General features: G+C 50.2%; 17 protein-coding genes and 3 tRNA genes. 10 read left to right on the plus strand and 10 right to left on the minus strand.

Annotated features, from left to right (window positions below):
* Positions 1-8: 8 nt before the first annotated feature.
* The 4 genes from AC5FXQ_RS00145 to AC5FXQ_RS00160 all read right to left on the minus strand — a co-directional run bounded on the left by AC5FXQ_RS00145 (position 9) and on the right by AC5FXQ_RS00160 (position 2,638).
* Positions 9-1,832, minus strand: coding sequence for a site-specific DNA-methyltransferase (locus AC5FXQ_RS00145; protein WP_493600488.1), 1,824 nt, complete (start codon positions 1,830-1,832; stop codon positions 9-11).
* A gap of 384 nt (positions 1,833-2,216) precedes the next feature.
* Positions 2,217-2,290 (minus strand) — tRNA-Arg (locus tag AC5FXQ_RS00150).
* 70 nt (positions 2,291-2,360) lie between these two features.
* Positions 2,361-2,434, minus strand: a tRNA-Pro gene (locus tag AC5FXQ_RS00155).
* 117 nt (positions 2,435-2,551) lie between these two features.
* Positions 2,552-2,638 (minus strand) — tRNA-Ser (locus tag AC5FXQ_RS00160).
* A gap of 320 nt (positions 2,639-2,958) precedes the next feature.
* Between AC5FXQ_RS00160 and AC5FXQ_RS00165 the strand changes: the two genes are divergently transcribed.
* From AC5FXQ_RS00165 to AC5FXQ_RS00180, 4 genes are read left to right on the plus strand one after another with little or no spacing between them, the layout of a single operon-like run.
* The gene (locus tag AC5FXQ_RS00165; protein ID WP_493600489.1) at positions 2,959-3,930 is read left to right on the plus strand and encodes a vWA domain-containing protein; all 972 of its coding nucleotides are present in this window, start codon (positions 2,959-2,961) and stop codon (positions 3,928-3,930) included.
* Positions 3,927-4,892, plus strand: coding sequence for an aerotolerance protein (locus tag AC5FXQ_RS00170; protein WP_493600490.1), 966 nt, complete (start codon positions 3,927-3,929; stop codon positions 4,890-4,892). Before AC5FXQ_RS00165 ends, AC5FXQ_RS00170 begins: the two co-directional genes overlap by 4 nt.
* 54 nt (positions 4,893-4,946) lie before the next feature.
* Positions 4,947-5,555 carry a TetR/AcrR family transcriptional regulator gene (locus AC5FXQ_RS00175; protein WP_493600491.1) on the plus strand — a complete coding sequence of 203 codons (609 nt, stop codon included), beginning with the start codon at positions 4,947-4,949 and terminating at the stop codon, positions 5,553-5,555.
* Positions 5,556-5,605: 50 nt separating this feature from the next.
* Positions 5,606-6,112, plus strand: a complete 507-nt coding sequence (locus AC5FXQ_RS00180) for an acyl-CoA thioesterase (protein ID WP_493600492.1) — start codon at positions 5,606-5,608, stop codon at positions 6,110-6,112.
* A gap of 169 nt (positions 6,113-6,281) precedes the next feature.
* Here the strand turns inward: AC5FXQ_RS00180 and AC5FXQ_RS00185 are convergent, their stop codons facing one another.
* From AC5FXQ_RS00185 to AC5FXQ_RS00195, 3 genes are read right to left on the minus strand one after another with little or no spacing between them, the layout of a single operon-like run.
* Positions 6,282-6,671: a VOC family protein gene (locus AC5FXQ_RS00185; protein ID WP_493600493.1), complete on the minus strand. Its 390-nt coding sequence runs from the start codon at positions 6,669-6,671 to the stop codon at positions 6,282-6,284.
* A 30-nt stretch (positions 6,672-6,701) separates the two neighbouring features.
* Positions 6,702-7,139 carry an SRPBCC family protein gene (locus AC5FXQ_RS00190; protein WP_493600494.1) on the minus strand — a complete coding sequence of 146 codons (438 nt, stop codon included), beginning with the start codon at positions 7,137-7,139 and terminating at the stop codon, positions 6,702-6,704.
* A 37-nt stretch (positions 7,140-7,176) separates the two neighbouring features.
* Positions 7,177-7,518: a zinc ribbon domain-containing protein YjdM gene (locus AC5FXQ_RS00195; RefSeq protein ID WP_493600495.1), complete on the minus strand. Its 342-nt coding sequence runs from the start codon at positions 7,516-7,518 to the stop codon at positions 7,177-7,179.
* Positions 7,519-7,716: 198 nt separating this feature from the next.
* On the opposite strand from AC5FXQ_RS00195, the gene AC5FXQ_RS00200 reads away from it, so the two are divergent.
* Positions 7,717-8,175 carry a PaaI family thioesterase gene (locus tag AC5FXQ_RS00200; RefSeq protein ID WP_493600496.1) on the plus strand — a complete coding sequence of 153 codons (459 nt, stop codon included), beginning with the start codon at positions 7,717-7,719 and terminating at the stop codon, positions 8,173-8,175.
* Positions 8,176-8,253: 78 nt separating this feature from the next.
* Here the strand turns inward: AC5FXQ_RS00200 and AC5FXQ_RS00205 are convergent, their stop codons facing one another.
* The 3 genes from AC5FXQ_RS00205 to AC5FXQ_RS00215 form a co-directional block, all read right to left on the minus strand.
* Positions 8,254-9,585: a TldD/PmbA family protein gene (locus AC5FXQ_RS00205; protein ID WP_493600497.1), complete on the minus strand. Its 1,332-nt coding sequence runs from the start codon at positions 9,583-9,585 to the stop codon at positions 8,254-8,256.
* Positions 9,586-9,596: 11 nt separating this feature from the next.
* Positions 9,597-11,228 carry a TldD/PmbA family protein gene (locus AC5FXQ_RS00210; RefSeq protein WP_493600498.1) on the minus strand — a complete coding sequence of 544 codons (1,632 nt, stop codon included), beginning with the start codon at positions 11,226-11,228 and terminating at the stop codon, positions 9,597-9,599.
* A gap of 187 nt (positions 11,229-11,415) precedes the next feature.
* Positions 11,416-14,319 carry a S9 family peptidase gene (locus AC5FXQ_RS00215; protein WP_493600499.1) on the minus strand — a complete coding sequence of 968 codons (2,904 nt, stop codon included), beginning with the start codon at positions 14,317-14,319 and terminating at the stop codon, positions 11,416-11,418.
* A gap of 283 nt (positions 14,320-14,602) precedes the next feature.
* Here AC5FXQ_RS00215 and AC5FXQ_RS00220 point away from each other — a divergent pair, with 283 nt between their 5' ends.
* The 5 genes from AC5FXQ_RS00220 (at position 14,603) to AC5FXQ_RS00240 (ending at position 19,784) form a co-directional block, all read left to right on the plus strand.
* On the plus strand, positions 14,603-15,787 hold the full coding sequence (locus AC5FXQ_RS00220) for an acetyl-CoA C-acyltransferase (protein ID WP_493600500.1): 1,185 nt from the start codon (positions 14,603-14,605) through the stop codon (positions 15,785-15,787).
* Between the two features lie 126 nt (positions 15,788-15,913).
* Positions 15,914-16,438 (plus strand): HEAT repeat domain-containing protein, encoded by a 525-nt coding sequence (locus tag AC5FXQ_RS00225; protein WP_493600501.1) that lies wholly within the window; start codon positions 15,914-15,916, stop codon positions 16,436-16,438.
* A gap of 93 nt (positions 16,439-16,531) precedes the next feature.
* Positions 16,532-17,860 carry a toxin-antitoxin system YwqK family antitoxin gene (locus tag AC5FXQ_RS00230; protein WP_493600502.1) on the plus strand — a complete coding sequence of 443 codons (1,329 nt, stop codon included), beginning with the start codon at positions 16,532-16,534 and terminating at the stop codon, positions 17,858-17,860.
* Between the two features lie 124 nt (positions 17,861-17,984).
* Complete coding sequence (locus AC5FXQ_RS00235) at positions 17,985-19,268, plus strand: erythromycin esterase family protein (RefSeq protein WP_493600503.1); 1,284 nt, start codon at positions 17,985-17,987, stop codon at positions 19,266-19,268.
* A 69-nt stretch (positions 19,269-19,337) separates the two neighbouring features.
* Positions 19,338-19,784, plus strand: a complete 447-nt coding sequence (locus AC5FXQ_RS00240) for a GNAT family N-acetyltransferase (RefSeq protein ID WP_493600504.1) — start codon at positions 19,338-19,340, stop codon at positions 19,782-19,784.
* Positions 19,785-19,823: the final 39 nt, after the last annotated feature.

Here is a 19,823-nt window from a genome sequence, read left to right on the forward strand (position 1 = left end):
GCTTTTCATCAGATTGATTTAAAATCAATACCGATGTCCTGCAAGGTTAGTTGTAAATTAGTCCTGGCAATTTCGTTTAGCTGGAAAAGTGAGTCCGGACAGATGAAGGCTTTGGGCTTCAGTTCTATCGCTTTCTTCAGCACCTCCTCGTTGATCGTATCCAGTCTATACAGGAGCCCTTCCTGCACGACCTCATACAGCACCGTATCACCGACAGGTACTTTGCTTATAGTGGCAGTCAAAGGTATACCTGACCTGAGCAACAGCTCCCACAGCATGTGTTCTGAATGACCTTTCTGTTTTTCTACCTGCTTAAATAAGGTCAGCTGTTTTGCCTGCTCTGTTTCATGGCAGGTATCGTCTCCACGCCAGACTTTGAAATTGGAAGGAGCCAGTTTAAAATACCGGAAACCTATGTCTAGGCTCGCATCCCCCTCCTGCGTCTGCAGTTTTTCATGTAGTAAGAGCAGTCGTTTTCTGGTGATCTCTGAAATAGTACGGAAGCCGTGCTGGTAGGCTTTGGTCGTTGGGGCGATCTGCTCGTCCAGCTGCACGCAGATGTATTTCCGGTAACCGCCGTCCTGCTGGTTCATTTCGAGCACGGCCTGGGCAGTAGCACCCGAACCGGCAAAAAAGTCCATAAAGATGCCCTCCGGATCGTCAGAGAAGCCCAAGAGATACTTGATCAGACTGGGCGGCTTTGGAAAGTCAAACACCTTGGCCCCAAACAGGGCTTCGAGTTGGGCGCTTGCATTTTCGTTTGTACCCACACCGACCTTTGAGTTGATCAGGTTGGGCGGCACTTCTTTGTCGTACACCAGCTTTTCATACGAAGGGCTCAGCTTGATCGTAGGTATACTGATCCGGGTGCCCTTGCTTATTTCCTCGTCCAGCTTCGGCTGCGACCACTTGAATTTGGCCTGCAGCACAACGGGCTTCACAAACAGGCCGTCTTTCACCTCGGTATCCTCCAACAGCTCAATGGCATAACTTTCGGTACCGTAGCTGCCTTTCAGTAGCAGGCCGTCCTCCAGACGGGTGGTTACCACGCCGGCTGGGAAGGTCAGAGTGCCCAATTTATTTGTCTGGTTCAGCAGACCATTGGAGCTGGTGCTGTTCTTCCGGATGCCTTTAAACTTTTCCTTATCCTTATTCTTTTGGTAGCAGAGCACATATTCCACTACCTTCTTGCTCTTTCTGGAAAGGTTGGCAGGAGTCTCGGACTTTGCCCAGGAGAAGTAATCGATGAAGTTCTCTTCCCCGAACACCTCATCCATGACCAGTTTGAGGTTAGCCAGCTCGTTGTCATCGATACTCACGAATATAATGCCGTCTTCACGGAGCAGATGGCGGGCCAGGGACAGCCTCGTGAGCATCATGCTGAGCCAATTGGAATGACCGCTATGCCTACGGTCGTACTGAGAACGACCACCTTTTCCAGCAAAGTTATCAGCGTAGATGAAGCTATCGGAGCCGGTGTTATAAGGCGGATCGATGTAGATGCCCTTTACCTTTCCGGAATAGGCTTTCTGCAGCACCTTCAGCACCTTAAAGTTATCCCCCTCAATAAACAAATGCTGCGTTTGCTCCCAGTTGACGGAAGCTTCCGGAACAGGTATAAGTGTGTCCGTTACAGGCTCCTGGAGTTGCTTGCAGGCCTCCGCTTTGCCTGTCCAGGTCAATTGATAGGTCTCCGGCGCCGTATGCACCTGCTCCCCCAGCAATTGCTTCAGCCGGGCTAAATCCAACTTATTCTCATGGAAAGCAGCAGGTATAAGCGCCTTCAGTTTAGAAAGTAGGTCTTCCGAAACAGTACTGGAATCTCTGTTCATTGTAATTGTATAAATCTCGTCAAAATGCCGGCAGGCTCAGTCAACAAAGAGCAGCTCTAGTTTTGCTTGGCAGAAAACCCGTCAAATCTGAGCACCTGCCATACCTCATCGGCGCTATACCTACCCTGTGCACTTTTGTAAAATGATCAGCTGTTATTTATACCTGACTCTTTGAGGCAAAAGTTGAAGATAAGGAATAATGGGGAGATGCATGAATGGAAGTTTTCAAAAATTGACTTACTTCAGAGTCGGGCTTGCTGCCAGGACGGGTACTGCTGGCGAAGCACCACAGGCTGCCATGCCTGCAGTTATCAAGCCCAAATTTAATCAAACAAAAAAAGGCTTGCAAATCATTGATTTACAAGCCTTTTCAATTTCTGAAAGTGATCCCGTTTGGATTCGAACCAAAGACCTACTGCTTAGAAGGCAGTTGCTCTATCCAGCTGAGCTACGAGACCAGCGTCCTTAGGAGAGCGTTAGCTCTACCCTTAAACAAAAAATTTCGGAATTGCTTCCGAAATTTTTAAGTCGGGGTGGCAGGATTCGAACCTACGACCTCCACATCCCAAATGTGGCGCGATACCGGGCTACGCTACACCCCGAACTGTGCTTTCAACTCCGGTTAGCGATTTTGATGTCGCCGTTAATGTTGAACGCGGTGCAAAAGTAAGCGAAGAATTTAAATTGTCAAAACTTTTTCAATTTATTTTTTTCGCTTGCGGAGGAGGGGGGATTCGAACCCCCGGTACCGTTTCCAGTACGGCAGTTTAGCAAACTGCTGGTTTAAGCCACTCACCCACCCCTCCGGGTCTCTCCCTGCTGAAGAGATTGCAAACATACTACATTAAATTTGCCCACACAATAGCATACCCCAAAATTTTAGTAAACAAACCCGCCTGGCACACCTCTAAACTCCCTTTTCGAAAACTAACTACTTGATTCTATTCAGCTTTCTGAGGCGAAATTTTCAGAAAAAAATTTAAGCCCTCGCTCCCTTTTCTCCTCCCCGCCTCTTACCTCCCCTTCCTGCTATACCTGCATCCTTCTACAAGGTGCCTCAAAATCCCGTGACATTGGCTTTCCTTTCTTATATTTGTCATCGGGCGATTGCCAAAGCCTGCACAACATGACCTGGTACCAAACTTTAACACTGCTTGAGATTCTGTTCGGCATTCTCTTTATGGGACTGTACATTGGGTATCTGTGGCGGGTGCGGAAGGTGTCTGCCTTTTTTGGACAGCGTCCGCATGGTGTTTGGGTGAAGTTTGTGCTGCGACACGCCTATGTCGTGCTACTGGTCATCGCCATACTCGGGCCCTCTTTCGGGGCTATGAAAAAGGAGATCAAAACCATTGGCAAGGACATCTACATCGCCGTGGACCTTTCGGCCTCCATGGACGCCAACGATGTGCAGCCTTCCCGTCTGGAACGGGCCAAGCGCGACATCATCAGGCTGATCAGTCGCTTCAACTCGGATCGCATCGGCCTGATCGTGTTTGACTCCGAAGCCTACCTGCAAAGCCCGCTCACCTACGACCAGCAGGCGCTTACGCTTTATACCCAAACCTTGCGAACCGGTCTGTTACCACACGGCGGAACCAGTTTTATACCTGTGCTGGAGATTGTGTCTCAGAAATTTGGGCAGGCGGCTTCGCCGGAGGCAAGTGAGCAAAAGGCACGCATCTTGGTGCTGATCAGTGATGGCGAAGATTTTGGAGGCCGTACCTCTGACTGGGCTGACAGGCTGCGCGAGCAAAACATACGGGTGTTCGCGCTGGGCATCGGCACGACTGACGGCGCCCAGATACCGGTTGGCAATTCGTTCAAGAAGGACCAGCTGGGCAATCCAGTTGTCACCCGTTTACACCCCGAAGGGCTGGAGCAGTTGGCCGAGGCTACCGATGGCGAGTACTTTGAAGTAAATGGTCGGATCAGTGAAGTGAGCCGGCTGATCAATGCCATCAACAACATAGAAGGTGAATTGCGCGAAAGCAAAACCATTGATGTAACCGCCAACAAGTACATCTATCCGCTTGCGCTGGCCTTGCTCCTTATACTGCTGGATGTGCTGATCACCGTTAAACTGCTCAGGATATGAAAGCTCTTCTGGCAGCCATACTGTTGATCGGATTTCTGTCGGGGGGGCTGCGTACCATCTCGCTCATGAACGAGCATGCAGACCTGGCAGCGGCAGCTTATAAGCGGGGAGAGTACATAGAGGCAGTGGCGTCGTACGAGTACCTGCTGGAAGACCTCAACATGCAGGATGACCAGGTACGGCTTAACCTGGGGCACGCCTATTTCAGGCTGGGTGAACTGCAGAAAGCCCAGCAGCAGTATACCCTCCTGGCCAACCACGCCAGCCGCCACATCAAGGCGGTTTCGCTACTCCAGCTCGGTGCCATCTCCGCACAAAACAGAAAATACAGGCAGGCCCTCTCCTATTTCCGCCAGACACTCATTGTGGAGCCCGGAAACGAGGCAGCCAGGTATAACTACGAATTGATCAAAAAGTTTCTGGAAGAGCGTCCGGAACTGGCACAGACGGATGAAGAGGATGATCAATTCCCGGTAGACCAGCAGCCTGCCCAGAACCAGCCTAAGCCGCAGCAGCAAAAACCGGAAGAGGAAGAGCAGGCAGAACAGCCACGCAAAAACCCCGACAGTGAAGGTGACCAGGAAGCGGAGGTAGATAAGCCTGAACGTGATGACCAGGGACAGCAGCAGGAACAGGGAGGAGGTCAGCAGCCAGATAAAAACGGCAGTGACAAGGAGTCCGAAAAAACAGAAATTAGTGGTCAGCAGCCCGGCGATATGCAGGGCATGAACCCTGATAGTAATTTCGATCCAAGCAGGCCAGAGCGAAGCCGCAGTGGGGAGCCGCTCACTGATGCCGAACAAAGAGCGCAAACCCGGAACAACCGATTGCAGCAGCTCAACATCAATCCTGAAAAGGCACGTCTGATGCTGGAGGCGATGCGCAGCGCAGAGCAGCAGTACATCCAGCAACTTCCTAAAAAATCGACACGCAAGCCTGATCCTACCAAACCGGATTGGTAAGCCGTGATTTGGAAATTAAAAACCGATTGGTTTATTTTGCGTATTCAATTCTGAATGATGCAGACAACCTTATCTAAAGCAGAACGCACACGCCAGCTCATCATAGAGCGATCAGCCCCTCTGTTCAATCAGATGGGTTATGCCGGCACGTCGATGCAGGATATCATGACTGCCACCGGGCTGACGAAAGGAGGCATTTACGGGCATTTTGAGAGCAAGGAGGAGATTGCCCTGGCTGCCTTCGAACATGCCGCCGGCATCATTACCCGGATGATCGGAGAGCGAATTGCTACTAATGAAAGTGCTTCGGATAAGTTGAAGGCGATTCTGCAATTCTATAAAACCTACCTTTTCTCGCCTCCTGTACAGGGTGGCTGCCCTGTTCTGAACACGGCAGTCGAGGCCGACGATACAAACCCACTGTTAAGGGCCAGTGTTGTCAAAGTGCTCAACCGTCTGCACAAAGCGGTTGCCAATATTGTGCTGCAAGGTATAGAGCGAGGAGAATTCAGACAAGAAACAGACGCGCAGAGATTTTCTATTCTGTTTGTGAGCATGGTCGAAGGAGGCATTATGCTTTCAAAAGCTTACGGTGATAACAAGTACCTCAATACAGTTATTTCACAGCTGGAGCATATGCTCGAGACTGAATTGCAAACCTGATATTTTTTTATCTACAAATAAACCAATCGGTCTTTTTAGCACCAATTATTATGGAAAAGAACTATAGCAAAATTCTGGAAAGCAAGGCGCTGATCCGCTTTGAGGACTGCGACCCTTTCGGTCACCTGAACAATGGCCGTTACATTGACTATTACCTGAACGCCCGGGAAGATCAACTGCGCGACAACTACGGCCTGGACATCTATGCCATGGGAAAAACGACGGGCAGGGCCTGGGTAGTAGCCTCCAACCAGATTGCTTACCTGCGTGAAGTGAAGTTCATGGAGACGGTTACGATCAGGACCTGTCTGCGTTGGTACGGCAGCTCTGACCTGATGATGGAGGGCCAGATGGTGGACCCGGAAACAGGCGCGATCATTTCTGTGATCTGGACGCGCTTCGCCTACATCGACATCCGCAAGGGCCAGAAAGCGGAGCACAGCGAGGAACTGACTGAGCTGTTCGGCAAGGTGGCTATACTTGGAGAAGGGAGACCGGCAGAATATTTTGAAGACCGCGTGAAAGAGCTGCGGATGGCACCGGTGCTACTACCTTAAAAACAGGTGTTCTCGCTTAGCAGAATAATACTTCAACAATAAATGCTGACCTTGCCACAACATAGTTTTGCATTAGGAGTATAAGGAGTTCATAGCACAAAATATAACTATGAAAAACGGGCAGCTAGCACTAGCTGCCTTTGTTTTTTTCAGCTACTGCTGTACGTGTTTAAAGCTTTACCTCAGGAGTATAAGCCACCTCCAGCACAAAGCCATTCGGATCCCGAAAATCGACGGTATAATAACTCGCGCTATAGTGTGGCATCTCCTGCGGCCCACGTATGATTGCAGTATTTTGCCCCCGAAGCCACTCCCCTACCTGATCAACCACCTCCCGGCTAACAGCATGAAAGCAGATATGCCGCACACCCAGGCTATCGCAAAACGCAACTGGCATTTGCTTAAAGTAGATTTCGTGCTGGCCGCAGCTAAAGGATGTTTCGTTGAGCGCATGCCAGCCGATTAGCGGGAATAACTCTCCATAGAAAAGCACCGATTCCTTCAGGTCTTTCACCCAGAATTCGATGTGGTTGATGCCGGGGCCGTAGGGATATTCCATTTTAAAGGATGCTTTACTTAAAGTATAAGATCAGCTGTTCTCCAGGATTTCCTTTAGCTTTTTCAGATCCTTGCTATTGGCTTTACGCATCATGGTTGCCATAAAAGGAGCGAACACTTTAGAGAACCCGGATGGCTGCCCGGCATTGCGAAGGGTCATATGTGTGCTGCCGGCATCGATTGCCTCCCAGGTATAGGTGGTTTCCATCGGGAATGGCCCTTCAGCCGTTCGCATCACCATTTTTTGCCCAGGAACATAGCTTATGATTTCGTAGGTATAGGAGAGCTTCTTACCCAGGAAGTGAGCGACGAAAGCGACCTGCGAACCAACAACCAGGGGCATTGACTTCTTCCATTCCACCGACTTGATATTATCATACCACACCGGCGCATTATCCGGATCTGCAGCATAAGCCGACACTTCGAAAAGAGGTCTGTTAATGTCAATTTCAGTGAAGATATCTACCATATAATGCTGCCCCTGCCCGACTGTTTACACAGACTGATTAAGCTTTTCTTACAAACTCTGATTTAAGCCCCATAGAACCAAAGCCATCAATTTTGCAATCGATGTTATGATCACCCTCGGTCAGGCGTATGTTCTTTACTTTTGTTCCAGCTTTCACCGGTTTAGGAGCGCCTTTTACAGGCAGGTCTTTGATGACAACAACTGAATCGCCGTCCTGAAGAATATTGCCGTTCGCATCCACTACTTTCAAACCCGCATCCTCTTCCACTTCATTCGGGTTCCACTCATTTCCACACTCCGGACAAGCATAGAGCGCTTCTCCCATGGCGTATCCGTAAGGCGAGTTGCATTTCGGACACTGTTTCAATTCATCTGACATAATGTTGTTTTATTTTTTTCTGCTTGTGTATAGCACGTGAATAAAGGCAACTCCTTTCTCTATCCATCGCAATTTGTTCAGCTATACCTGTCAGCAAGCGAATATACTAACATTCCTGCAATCATTGCCTTTTCTTTCTTCCACAAAAGTTCAATCGCCTGATTAGCTTTGCGTATAATTGCACAAAAAAAACACCACATGTCGACCAAACCTGAAGCCCATCACCGGAAACTGGAAAGGCTATACCTGAGCGCCAATGTACAGCAGCTGTTCAGCGGCAGCAGCATCGAAGTGTCGCATAGCAAGGCTGAAATCAAACTACCGGTCGACTCAAAGCACTTTCACGGAGCACAGGCCATACATGGTGCTACCTATTTTAAGCTGCTCGATGATGCGGCTTACTTTGCCGTTGCTTCTCTGGTGCCGGACGTATTCATCGTGACTTCCTCGTTTCAGATCAATCTGCTGCGGCCTGTAAATGCCGGCACCTTAAGGGCCGTAGGTACGGTGCGCTCTATAAGCAAAAATCTCTTTGTGGCAGAGGCAACGCTTTACAATGAAAGGGGCAAAGAAGTAGCTTTTGGGACGGGGCAGTTTATGCGAACGAACCAGCCTTGGGAAAGTCTGGAGCATTACGAATTTGAATTGAATAAGTAAGCATTAGAAACCAAAGAAACCGCCAGGACTGACCAAAGCGGTTTCTTTAGTTTTAGATTAAGTCGTGATCTAACTAGCTTAAACAGCGTCTGACAGACTGCTGAACGTAAAGTCACGGACCTTGAGTGGTGGCAGAATATAATTGATGTTCGACTCCCCACTCACCACCCTTTCCGGACGTCCCATTTCCTCCAGGTTGTTCAGCATAATGATCGGACTTTCATTGAAGCGGAAGTTCTTCACCGGATGCTTTACCTTCCCATTCTCAATTAAAAAAGTACCGTCGCGTGTAAGACCTGTCAGCAGGAGGGTCTGCGGATCCACAGAGCGGATGTACCACAAACGCGTCACCAGTATTCCCCGCTTGGTGTTTTTGATCATGTCATCCAGCGATGCCTTGCCGCCTTCCATAATCGCATTATTCGGCATTGGGATTGACTTTGCCCCTTTATTTTCTGCCCAGTAGCGCGAGGCATACAGATTCTTCATCACCCCATTCTCGATCCAATTAGTTCTTTCCAGAGGCCGTCCATCTTCACTCCAGGTGGCTGTAGGCAAGTCTGGGTGAGTAGGGTCCGAGTAGATATTCACTTTTGAATCTACCAGTTTTTCGCCGATCTTGGTTTTGCCCCCTGGCTTGCTCATAAAGCTGCGGCCTTCGTCGGCATTGCGTGCATCCATATTAAAGAACATGTTCTCCAGCAGCACCGCCACGGCAGCAGGTTCAAGTATGACCGTATACTTGCCTGGCTCTATGGCAACTGCCTTGGCTGAACCTTCAGCTTTGTCCATGGCGATTTTGGAAGCTGTGGCCGTGTCCAGTTTGGTGATGTCGTTGTATCCGCGGGATGCATAGCCCGAACCTGTACCTGCTTCGTTGCGCACCGTTACCGAGAATCTTACATCGGTACTGGGATGGTAGGCAAACAAGCCTTTGGAATTGAGCATGGCCTGGAAACCATTATTATGTTGCAGATAGCCAGCGGCTATGAGCTTGCGTTGGCGGGCGGGCAGTATGCTCGCCGCCGCGGCATTGGCGCGTTGCTCGGGTGAGAACGCTGCCGTGCTCTTGAAATAAGCATTGGAGCTGCTGTATTTCTGCGGTCCGAGTATCGGCATATACTCCGGATTTTCGGGCGCCAGTTGAGCCAGTTCTTCGGAGCGGCGCACCACCTTCTCCAGCGAGGCATCGTCAAATTCGTTGATGGTGGCTATACCTGTTTTTTTGCCGAATGCAGATGTCACTACTAAACTGGTGGTACTATTTTCGCCGCTGGTAGACACAGCATTATTCGCATAGCGTATGTTCCCGCTGTCACTGCCCTGCAGGTTCACCACACACTCATCTGCTTTGGAGTATTGCAGCGTCTTCTGCATAATATCCCGTGCCTGTTGTTCCGTGAATAACATAGTTTGAGAGTTTAGATTTTACGAGCTGTATTGATCACATTCACTCCATTAAAGCGGGTGGTCGCGCTGCCATGGGACACGGAGCTCACTTGCTCTGGCTGACCTTTGCCGTCGAAGAAGGAGCCGCCTAAGCGGTAGTCACGCTCATCACAGATAGCGGTGCAGGAGTTCCAGAATTCCTGGGTATTACTCTGGTAGGCCACATCCCGCAGCTGACCGGCAATCTGCCCGTCTTTGATCTCGTAAAAAAGCTGGCCCCCAAACTGGAAATTGTAGCGCTGCTGGTCTATCGAGAAAGAGCCGTCCCCGATGATGTAGATGCCTTTCTTCACATCCTTGATCATGTCCTGTACGCTGAGCGGCGTCTTACCTGCCGCCAGTGACACGTTCGGCATGCGCTGGAACTGCACCGAGCTCCAGCTGTCGGCGTAGCAGCAGCCATGCGATTCTTTCTCGCCGATGATGTGCGCCTGGTCGCGGGTGGCCTGGTAATTCACCAGTGTACCGTCTTTTACCAGATCCCACTTCTTGGTCTTCACGCCCTCGTCATCATAGCCCACAGCACCGAGCGAACCGGGCTGTGTTTTGTCTGCAAACAGATTGACGATTTTGCTGCCGTAGTTAAAGTTTTTGGATTTCCACTTGTCCAGCGTGGCAAAAGAGGTGCCGGCAAAGTTCGCTTCGTAGCCCAGCACACGGTCGAGCTCCAGCGGGTGCCCCACCGATTCATGTATAGTCAGCCAGAGATGCGACGGATCAAGCACGAGATCATATTTGCCTGCCTCCACCGACTTTGCTTTTAGCTTTTCTACGGCCTGCTTGCCGGCTGCGGTGGCGTCTTCCAGCATATCATAATGATTGCCGTAAAGAGTCGTCACGCTGGCGATCTTGCTCTCTTTGCGCCCATCCAGGTACTCATACCCCATGCCCATCGGTGAGCTCAACGACTGACGTGTCTCGAACTTGCCCGTGGCAGGGTCAATGGCCGTAGCGATGAAAATAGGCCAGATACGGTGCACGTCCTGGTCAATGTAAGAGCCATCGGTTGAGGCAAAGTACTTTTGTTCGTTCACCAGAAAGAGGAGCGAGTTCATGTAATTGGCCCCGCTTTTCATAGCGGCATCGTTGACGGCCAGCAACAGATCAGCTTTCTCCTTGATAGGTATAGCCAGTGCGTTTTTCTCGATGGGCGTTTTCCAGCTCACTTCGCCATAGCCCTGCTGCGGCGCCAGCACGACTGGCTGCTCCAATAGCCTGGCATTGGCTTTGGCGATGGTAACGGCCTTTTTGGCCATGCTGGCAATGTTGTCGCGGGTGATATTATCGGCAGCCACAAAGCCCCAGGCACCGTCGGCCAGCACACGTACACCGGCACCGTAGGACTCCGTGTTTACAGTGTTCTCCACTTTGTTATCGCGGGTGATCACGTACTGGTTCAGGTAGCGACCGATGCGGATATCAGCGTAAGTCGCGCCGCTGGATCGGGCTGCGTTCAAAGCGACATCTGCCAGTTCTTTCTTCAGCGCCACATCCATTTGCCCCAGCAGGGCCTCCGGCGGCACATGATTCCCCATTACAGGTATAGGCAGCATCAGCGCTCCAGCGCCCATACCTGCCAGGTACATAAAGTCACGACGTTTCAAGCTTCTATTCCATTAGTTAACAGATAGTTGAAGCTAAACAATACCTTTCACAAATACAAGTTTTTATTGAATTTAAACTAATATATTTAATACTATGCTTATGATGGGATCAGTAAATTATTCTAAAAAAAACAGCGGCCGTTTCTTTGCAGAAACGGCCGCTGTTTTATACTGAATCAGGTATAAATTACTCTTTTGGTGCAGAAGAAACCTGCGGCTCTGTCAGTTCAAAACCATAGTCTTTGCCCTTCAGCAAGGTCGGCACGCCCTGGTCCATCCACTTAGGCGCCGGGGCGCCTTTCAGGTAGTGGTCAAAGAACTGCGACATACGCACCGACAGGTCTTTGCGGTTCTTACGCTGCATCAGGTTGTGGTCTTCGCCGTTATACACGAGCATCCATACCGGCTTCTCGAGTCGGCGCAGCGCCATAAAGAATTCGATACCCTGGTACCAAGGCACAGCCCCATCCTGGTCGTTGTGCATGATCAGGAGTGGCGTCTTTACACGGTCCGCGAAGAAGAGCGGAGAGTTCTCGATGAACTGTATCGGTTTCTCCCACAGCGTACCACCAATGCGGCTCTGTGTACGCTCGTACTGGAACTGGCGGCTCAGGCCCGTTCCCCAGCGGATACCACCGTATGCGCTTGTCATGTTGGACACCGGCGCTCCGGCCATCGCCGCCTTGAACATATTGGTGCGGGTCACCATATAGGCGATCTGGTAACCGCCCCAGCTCTGCCCCTGCAAGGCCATGTTCTTGTCATCCACGAAACCCTGTGCTACGATACTTTGCACACCCGGTATGATGCAGTCCATGGCGCTCTCACCCGGATAGCCTTCGGTATACACAATGTCTGGTACGAACACGAGGTAGTCGTTGCTTACAAAGTATGGGATGTTGATGGTAGAAGCGCTTGGAGCCGGTACACGGTGGTTGTGTATACCGTCAGAAGAGCGCTCGTAAAAGTATACCAGCATCGGGTATTTCTTTTTCGGGTCAAAGTTCTCCGGCTTGTACAGCAGGCCTTCTAAAGGCAATCCATCCGTCGATTTCCAGCTCACGAGCTCCACACTGCCCCATAGGTAGTCCTTCATCTGCGGATTGGCATCGCTCAGTTTCTCTACATTGGCAAAGCTCAGGTCAGAGGTATAGAGGTCGTTGTACTCACGGAAAGAGCCGCGGCGGAACGTAGTGCGGTCGCTGTTCTTGGCTTTGCGCAATGAGGTATAGCCATGCGGTGTCATCACCAGTTTTTCAGGCTGCGCAGTTTTGCTCACATGGTCGCGGAAGAAACCGGCTGACTTATCCGTCAGGTTAAAGGCGCTCAGGTATAGCGTCGCATCGGCAGGTATAAATTTCTCCTCGCTATCAAGCTGCTCGTAGCGCAGGCGAAGCTTGTTGTTACGGCCATACTTGTCGGTCAGGTTCTCAGGGGCTTTCTTACCGCTTGGGTCCAGCTTCCAGATATCGAACCGATCGTACACCAGAAAGGCATTGTCCTTTTCTATCCAGCCTGCTGCACCATAAGAGCCAGGCAGTGCCGGCACGTCGTTATCCTCTTCATAGAAAGCCTGGCCTATACCTTTGGTCAGGTTGATATTGGCACCGCCCTTGGTATTCATCGCGTGCCAGCTGCTGTCGGTAGGTTCGTACCAGTACACGTATTGCCCCTGTGGCGACAGACGTGGATAGCCTCTTGTTTCTTTCAGAATCTGCTTTGATGTTCCCTTTTTCAGGTCGATCAGGTAGGCATCCTTTCGGGTTGGCGTATCATACCCAATCGTCACTTTATACTTTTCGTCACTCACTGCCAGGGCCACGTCTGCCTGACCGTAAGCGTCCAGGTATACGTCGGGCATTTCGAGGGTGGCCAGCTGCTGCATTTTTCTGCCGCGCAGATCATATAGGGCCAGGAATGAGCGCTTCTGGTCAAGGCTCAGTTGCTTGAGCTGCATCGGCTGGATCAGCGGATCTTTGTAACCCCAGATGTCGAGACTCACCTTCTCCTCGTCGAGTTTGGTGGTGTCTTTTTCAAAGCGGGTCGGGCGCGGGAAGGTGCCGAAGAACAGGCGACGACCGTCTTCTGAGAAGCGCAGATTGCCGTGCTCGCTCACCATCCAGGCAGCTGGCATACCTTTGGTAACCGTATCAGCCAGCGTCACCGCTTTGTTGTCTTTCTTGTTCCAATGGTATAGGTTAAAGTAGCGTATCTCCGCCCCTGTTGAGTCGGTTGTCGCCACATAGGCCAGTTGCTCACCAGCTTTGTCAGTGCTGATGCCTTTGTAAGTCACTTTACCTGTGTCGATCGGCATTGCCTTCATGTCGATCGTGCTGAAGGCGTATACCCCGGCCGTGTGCAGCGAGTCGAGTTCATCCTTCACGAAGTAGAGCATGTTGCCCTTCTCGGAGAACATGTAATCCACCACCCGGTCGAAGCGCTGCTCCTGTCCCGTTTGCAGGTTACGCAGTACCAGCTCCGTACCTTCCGACTTCTTCTGCTTTGGCTTAGCAGCTGGCTTTGCTGCGGCTGTCTTGGCAGGTTCGGTTTTTGGCGCCTCAGGTAAAGCGGGCTCAGTTTTCGGCTCCTCTTTCTTGGCGGCCTCTTTTTTCGCCGGAAGTGGTTTCTCAAGCTGGTAGGCTACCCAGTTATTTCCCTCCTTTGGCAGTTTAAAAGACTTCACGCGCGGCACTTTTACCACGTTCATGTTCTCCAGCGTCACAATGGCCAGCGAATCCTTCGGCAGGTCATCGCCTTTCTTCTTCTTCAGCTTGAGCGCACGCACCTTGTTATATTCCGGCTTGATCTGGAACACAGCATAGCGACTGTCGTTCGTAAACTCCGCCTTGGTGCCACGGGAGAACTCACGCGTGGCCTTGGTGGCATAGTTTCGGATGTAGAGGGCGCCATCGCCTTCCTGCGGATCGACGTTAAAAAGCACGTATTGGCCGTTGTTGGAGAGCTTGTCGCCGCCTACGCCTTTCCAGCTGTCGTACACGTCGTGGGTGAGTGGTTTTTTGGTGGCTTGCTGTGCCTGCGCCTGACTGAGTCCGGCTCCAAACAATGCCATCAACAATAAGAATTTCTTCATTGTAAAAGGTTTGGCTATTGGTTAGCGGTTTTGATTGGTTTTCTAAATGTACAAATTATTTTGCGGCTGTGGCCGTTATACCTTTAGAGCTCACTTTATAAGGAAGGTTTAAAGGCAGATAGTTCCGCCGCTGCATGTGCATGCCGCCAGCTCCTGAATGGGAAGCTTAACAATTTAGCAATTAAACCATTAAGCTACAAAAGCCGCCATTTACCTAACGATTGTTTGGTTTTCAACCTGAATCCTGATAATTTCACACTATAAAACTATTAGACACAATCTTATGCAAACGAAGGAAGTATATATTATTTCGGCTGTGCGCACCCCAATCGGTAGCTTTGGCGGCGCTCTGGCCAGCCTTTCTGCCACGGAACTGGGTGCAGCCGCTATCAAAGGTGCACTGGAAAAAGCCGGTGTTGACAAAAGCCTGGTACAGGAAGTGATCATGGGTAACGTGCTGTCGGCCAACGTAGGCCAGGCGCCGGCCCGTCAGGCTGCCGTGAAGGCGGGTCTGGGTTACGAAGTAGAATGTACGACAGTGAACAAGGTATGTGCCTCCGGAACAAAGGCGATCATGTTTGCGGCGCAGGCTATCATGCTGGGTCACAAAGACATCATCGTGGCAGGCGGTATGGAGAGCATGTCTAACGTGCCTTACTACCTCGACAAAGCGCGCTTCGGTGCGAAGTTGGGTCATGGTCAGATGGTCGACGGCCTGATGAAAGACGGTCTGTGGGATGTGTACAACGACTTCCATATGGGCAACGCGGCTGAGAACACAGCCCGTGAAATGAAGATCACCCGCGAGATGCAGGACGAGTACGCGACACAGTCTTATAAGAAAGTAGCCGCAGCCGCTGAGGCCGGTCTGCTGAAAGACGAGATCGTGCCGGTAGAGATTCCGCAGCGCGGCAAAGACCCGATCGTGGTATCGGAAGACGAAGAATATAAGAAAGTGAACTTCGAAAAAATGGCTGGTCTGCGTCCTGTTTTTGACAAAGCAGGCACAGTAACAGCTGCCAACGCCTCTACCCTGAACGACGGTGCTGCTGCCCTTTTGCTGATGAGCAAAGAGAAAGCTGAGGAGCTGGGTTTGAAGCCAATCGCGAAGATCCGTGGTTTCGCTGACGCGGAGCAGGATCCGATCTGGTTCACAACAACCCCATCACTGGCTATACCTAAGGCGCTGAAAAACGCCGGTGTATCGCCTGAGGAAGTTGACTTCTACGAAATCAACGAGGCCTTCTCGGTAGTGTCGATTGCCAACAACCAGAAACTTGGTCTTGAAGGCGGCAACGTGAACGTATTCGGTGGTGCTGTATCCCTGGGCCACCCACTTGGTGCTTCCGGAGCTCGTATCGTGGCCACCCTGTGCAACGTGCTTGACAAAAAAGGTGGCAAGATCGGTGTGACCGGTATCTGCAACGGTGGCGGCGGTGCCTCTGCCCTGGTTATCGAGAAAATGTAATCTCCGCTTTGCGGTATATTTTTTGCAGGAAGCCTTACGTTATTTCGTAAGGCTTCTTTTTTATACCTTGGCCTGCAGATTAAACTGTTTGCCATACTTTTGGTGTTTATCCAATTTGAATCGCTTATGTCATTAGAAAACGAGCTAGCAAAGTTCTGGGAATGGGCCGGTATGACGCCCGATACTTATAATGAAAACAGAGGCTTAGGCGAGTGGGAAGCCGAATATCCCGGATGGGACGCACTCTACAAAGCAGCCAACGATGCGCTGGAGCAACTGAATCAGGAGTTCAACCATGATCTGGCGCAACTGCTGGTATATGCGCTGGCCATTGACAACGAAGCGGGTGTAGTGCTGAAAAGTGTAGAGGAGAAGCTGGAAACCCCATTGCGGTTTGTACGGAAGGCTGTTTTTTCTGACCAACCGCAGGCCAGGTGGCAAATGGCCGAATTGCTTGGAAGTGTAGAAGTGGAAGGTCGCGAGAAGATGCTCCTGCAGCTGATCAACAGCGAAGACAAGTATGTGGTAAGACGCGCCTTACTGAGCCTGAACAAAGTAAACCGTGCCAAGGCGGTTGAACTGGCGCAGCAATACGTGCGGGATACCGACCCGTTTATGAAATTAGTGGCAAAAGAGATCACCAAAAAATAGCTATGCATTAGAATTAAACGAGAAAAAGGCACTTTTTTCGTTTTGAACTGATTGTGCTGCTAAGTATAAAATTACCAGACAGATAAAGTACCCATGTCGAAATTCCTTTCAATTTTACCGGCTGCTTTGCTCTTCAGCGCTGTGGCTTATGGACAGACCCAACGCAAAGTGGTGACTTACCACGACGAGTCCATGACCACCGTGAAGGAGGTATATTACATGACACCTGACTCAGCCATTGTGGGCTACTATAACCGCTACTATCCTACCGGTGAGCGGGAAGCCTTCGCCAAATTTGTGGAGGGCAAAAAGGACAGCGTGTTCACGGAGTTCTACCAGAACGGACAGCCCCGCATGCAGGTAACCTACGTGCAGGATCAGAAACAGGGACCTTTCAAGGCTTTCCATCCGGACGGCCGTCTGCTACAGGAAGGCAGCTACGATAAGGACCAGCAGAGCGACGTATTCAAGACTTTTTATGCCGATGGCAAGGTACGTAAGGAGACCTCTTTTGTAAACGGCTTCCCTGAGGGGCTGGTGCGGGAGTTTTACCCGAACGGAAAACTGAAATCAGAGATCACTTACAAGAACAGCCAGCAGAACGGTCCGGCCAAAACCTACTTCGACAACGGCAATTTGGAGACGGAAGCCACTTACCGCAATGGTATGCTGGAAGGCTCTTACAAGACCTATTTCGACAATGGCCAGCTCGAAACCGAAGTGATCAATGTGGCTGGTCAGCGCAACGGCACTTTCAAGAGCTACTACCGCAGCGGCAAACTGAGCACCGAGGGAAGTTTCGTGTCTGGTAAAATGCACGGGCCTTCTAAATCATACTTCGAGAACGGCAACCTGCGCAGCATGATCAACTACCGCAACGGGCAGATACAGGGTCTTTCACAGGTATACTTTGAAGAGGGGAAACTAAAAGAAGAAGGACAGTATAGTAACAACGGCGACGACCGCAAGATCACAACCTACTACCCTTCCGGCAACATAAAAGCCGAGGAGCAATACAAAAACAAACTGCGCAGCGGCAGCTGGAAAACCTACTATGACGCTCCGGGCAAGAAGGTAGAATTAGCTGAAACCTATAACGCTAACAAGCTGACCGGGGAGCGCATTGTTTACTATGAAAATGGTCAGGCAAAGGCCAAGTATACTTATGGCAAAGGCGATGGCAAAATCGTGAGCAGTCAGGAGTTCTATGAAAGCGGCAAGCTCAAGTCGGAGACCAGCTACAAAGACGGTCTGCGCTTCGGTCCTTACAAGCAGTACTTCGAAGACGGCAAAGTAGAAGTAACCGGTCAGCACCGCAACAACAGAGCCACCGGTACCTGGAAGTACCACAACGACGAAGGCAAGGTATACAAGACCCGCCTCTACCGGAACGGTGAGGTTGTGGAAGAGAAGGAGAAGTAAGGTATAAAAACAGGTATAGCAAAATCCCCCGCTTGAGAAAGTGGGGGATTTTTTGTTTTTAGCGGTTCAGCACTTATTTAAATCTTCCTATCTTTAGCTATAAATCCAAGCCAGCTCCACCTCGATGAAAAAGCATTTCCTGCTATCACTTTTGGTTATTCTGTCATGTCAGGCTTTCGGTCAGGAAGCAATCAAAGAATATGTATGGTCACACACCATACCTATTCAATCTATAGAAGCTAATTACGCCAACGATGCTGACCTGGAAGAAATAGGAAAAGCGATAGGTGATGCCCGGGTTGTAATGCTCGGCGAACAGGACCACGGGGACGGCGCCACCATGCAGGCAAAGTCAAGGCTTGTGAAGTACCTCCACGAGAAAAAGGGGTTTACTGTTCTGGCTTTCGAAAACGATTTCTATAGTTTGACGAAGGGGTGGGAGGAAGTACCGAAAACACAACAGCCCGTAAAGCATTTTCTGCAGCAAAACCTGTTCGGCATTTGGAGTTTATGTGCCCAATGCGGCGATTTACTCAACAATTACATTCCCTCCACCTATCAAACCAACACTCCCTTAGAATTAGCTGGGTTCGACAATCAGTTAGTATTTAGGTATACCATCGATAGCCTGGCCCTTAACCTGGATCGCTACCTGCAGCGGCTGAACATTCCTTATGTAAATGAAAAAGAATATGCTTCTTCATTTAAGCCAGCGGTGCAAGCGTTGGTGCACCCACATTCTCGCAGGAAAATGACGGCAGAGAAAGCGCCACTTATCCAATTTGATGCAATGGCGGAGAAGGTACTATCTCAACTTAGCGGCAAAGAGAAAGACTCCTTTGAGTACATGCTGATTAAAAATTTGCAAACACATGCCAAGCAACTTGCTGTGATGGGGGATAACCGAAAGTCTGGAGAAATACGAGACAGGCAGATGGCGGATAACCTACGTTGGTTGGCAGATGTAAAGTATCCTGATGCCAAAATAATCGTATGGGCTGCCAATGCGCACATCATGAAGAATGCAAATACAGCATTAAAACACAAACAATATGCGCACGATTGGATGGGCACCGTTTTTACAAGTGACAGCCTCCGCAATGCACAAACCTATGTGATGGGATTCTCCTCAAAATCTGGGGAATTCAAGCGAGTTGGACAACCGAAAAACACCCGCGTCCTGAAGCCTTTGAAAAATAGTTTTGAGACATGGATAGATGACAAGCATGCATACGCCTTTATCGACTTCAAGCGCTTTAGAAAAGAAAACCCCTCTTTCTCTGAGTACTTCCCGATGAAAGGACACGGACAACAACATGGTATAGCAATATGGACCGAAATGTTCGATGGAATCTTCTACATCAGAGACATGACACCTTGCGAAGATATAAGTATACAATCAAAGTAAATTTCATTTAGTTAAACTGACAGCTTAACACCAATTGGATCTTCCTGACTGACTAACCTAGTTTACACCATGCGCTTCCGCGAAGCCACAACCTCCGACATACCTCTACTCCAGATCATCCGTCACTCTGTAAAAGAGAATATCCTTTCCGACCCGACTTTGGTGACGGACGAACTCTGCGCGTTATACCTGACTGAGCGCGGCAAAGGATGGGTATGCGAAGTTGATGGTCAGGTGGTTGGTTTCTCGATCGTTGACCTGCAGGAGCACAACGTATGGGCGTTGTTTATGCTACCTGAATTTGAAGGTCAAGGTATAGGCAAGCAACTGCACCGTATCATGCTCGACTGGTATTTTCAGCAGACGAAAGAACCGATCTGGCTAGGCACAGACCCTGGCACCAGAGCCGAAGCTTTTTACCGCCGGCAAGGCTGGCGGGAAACAGGTATACATGCTGGCTCCGAAGTCAAGTTTGAAATGCGCTACAACGACTGGCTGACTAAAAGTAAGGCATAATACTTCTAAGCTCCTTTCTCGCTTCCCTCCGACTTTCAC

Source organism: Pontibacter sp. LHS1 (assembly GCF_058932855.1).

Coding starts and splice junctions, on each gene's coding strand:
- AC5FXQ_RS00185 (WP_493600493.1), bottom strand. CDS start 6,671: ATGGAATATCCCTACGGCCCCGGCATCAACCACATCGAATTCTGGGTG.
- AC5FXQ_RS00220 (WP_493600500.1), top strand. CDS start 14,603: ATGCAAACGAAGGAAGTATATATTATTTCGGCTGTGCGCACCCCAATC.
- AC5FXQ_RS00205 (WP_493600497.1), bottom strand. CDS start 9,585: ATGTTATTCACGGAACAACAGGCACGGGATATTATGCAGAAGACGCTG.
- AC5FXQ_RS00145 (WP_493600488.1), bottom strand. CDS start 1,832: ATGAACAGAGATTCCAGTACTGTTTCGGAAGACCTACTTTCTAAACTG.
- AC5FXQ_RS00230 (WP_493600502.1), top strand. CDS start 16,532: ATGTCGAAATTCCTTTCAATTTTACCGGCTGCTTTGCTCTTCAGCGCT.
- AC5FXQ_RS00215 (WP_493600499.1), bottom strand. CDS start 14,319: ATGAAGAAATTCTTATTGTTGATGGCATTGTTTGGAGCCGGACTCAGT.
- AC5FXQ_RS00240 (WP_493600504.1), top strand. CDS start 19,338: ATGCGCTTCCGCGAAGCCACAACCTCCGACATACCTCTACTCCAGATC.
- AC5FXQ_RS00225 (WP_493600501.1), top strand. CDS start 15,914: ATGTCATTAGAAAACGAGCTAGCAAAGTTCTGGGAATGGGCCGGTATG.
- AC5FXQ_RS00180 (WP_493600492.1), top strand. CDS start 5,606: ATGGAAAAGAACTATAGCAAAATTCTGGAAAGCAAGGCGCTGATCCGC.
- AC5FXQ_RS00200 (WP_493600496.1), top strand. CDS start 7,717: ATGTCGACCAAACCTGAAGCCCATCACCGGAAACTGGAAAGGCTATAC.
- AC5FXQ_RS00170 (WP_493600490.1), top strand. CDS start 3,927: ATGAAAGCTCTTCTGGCAGCCATACTGTTGATCGGATTTCTGTCGGGG.
- AC5FXQ_RS00165 (WP_493600489.1), top strand. CDS start 2,959: ATGACCTGGTACCAAACTTTAACACTGCTTGAGATTCTGTTCGGCATT.
- AC5FXQ_RS00235 (WP_493600503.1), top strand. CDS start 17,985: ATGAAAAAGCATTTCCTGCTATCACTTTTGGTTATTCTGTCATGTCAG.
- AC5FXQ_RS00195 (WP_493600495.1), bottom strand. CDS start 7,518: ATGTCAGATGAATTGAAACAGTGTCCGAAATGCAACTCGCCTTACGGA.
- AC5FXQ_RS00175 (WP_493600491.1), top strand. CDS start 4,947: ATGATGCAGACAACCTTATCTAAAGCAGAACGCACACGCCAGCTCATC.
- AC5FXQ_RS00190 (WP_493600494.1), bottom strand. CDS start 7,139: ATGGTAGATATCTTCACTGAAATTGACATTAACAGACCTCTTTTCGAA.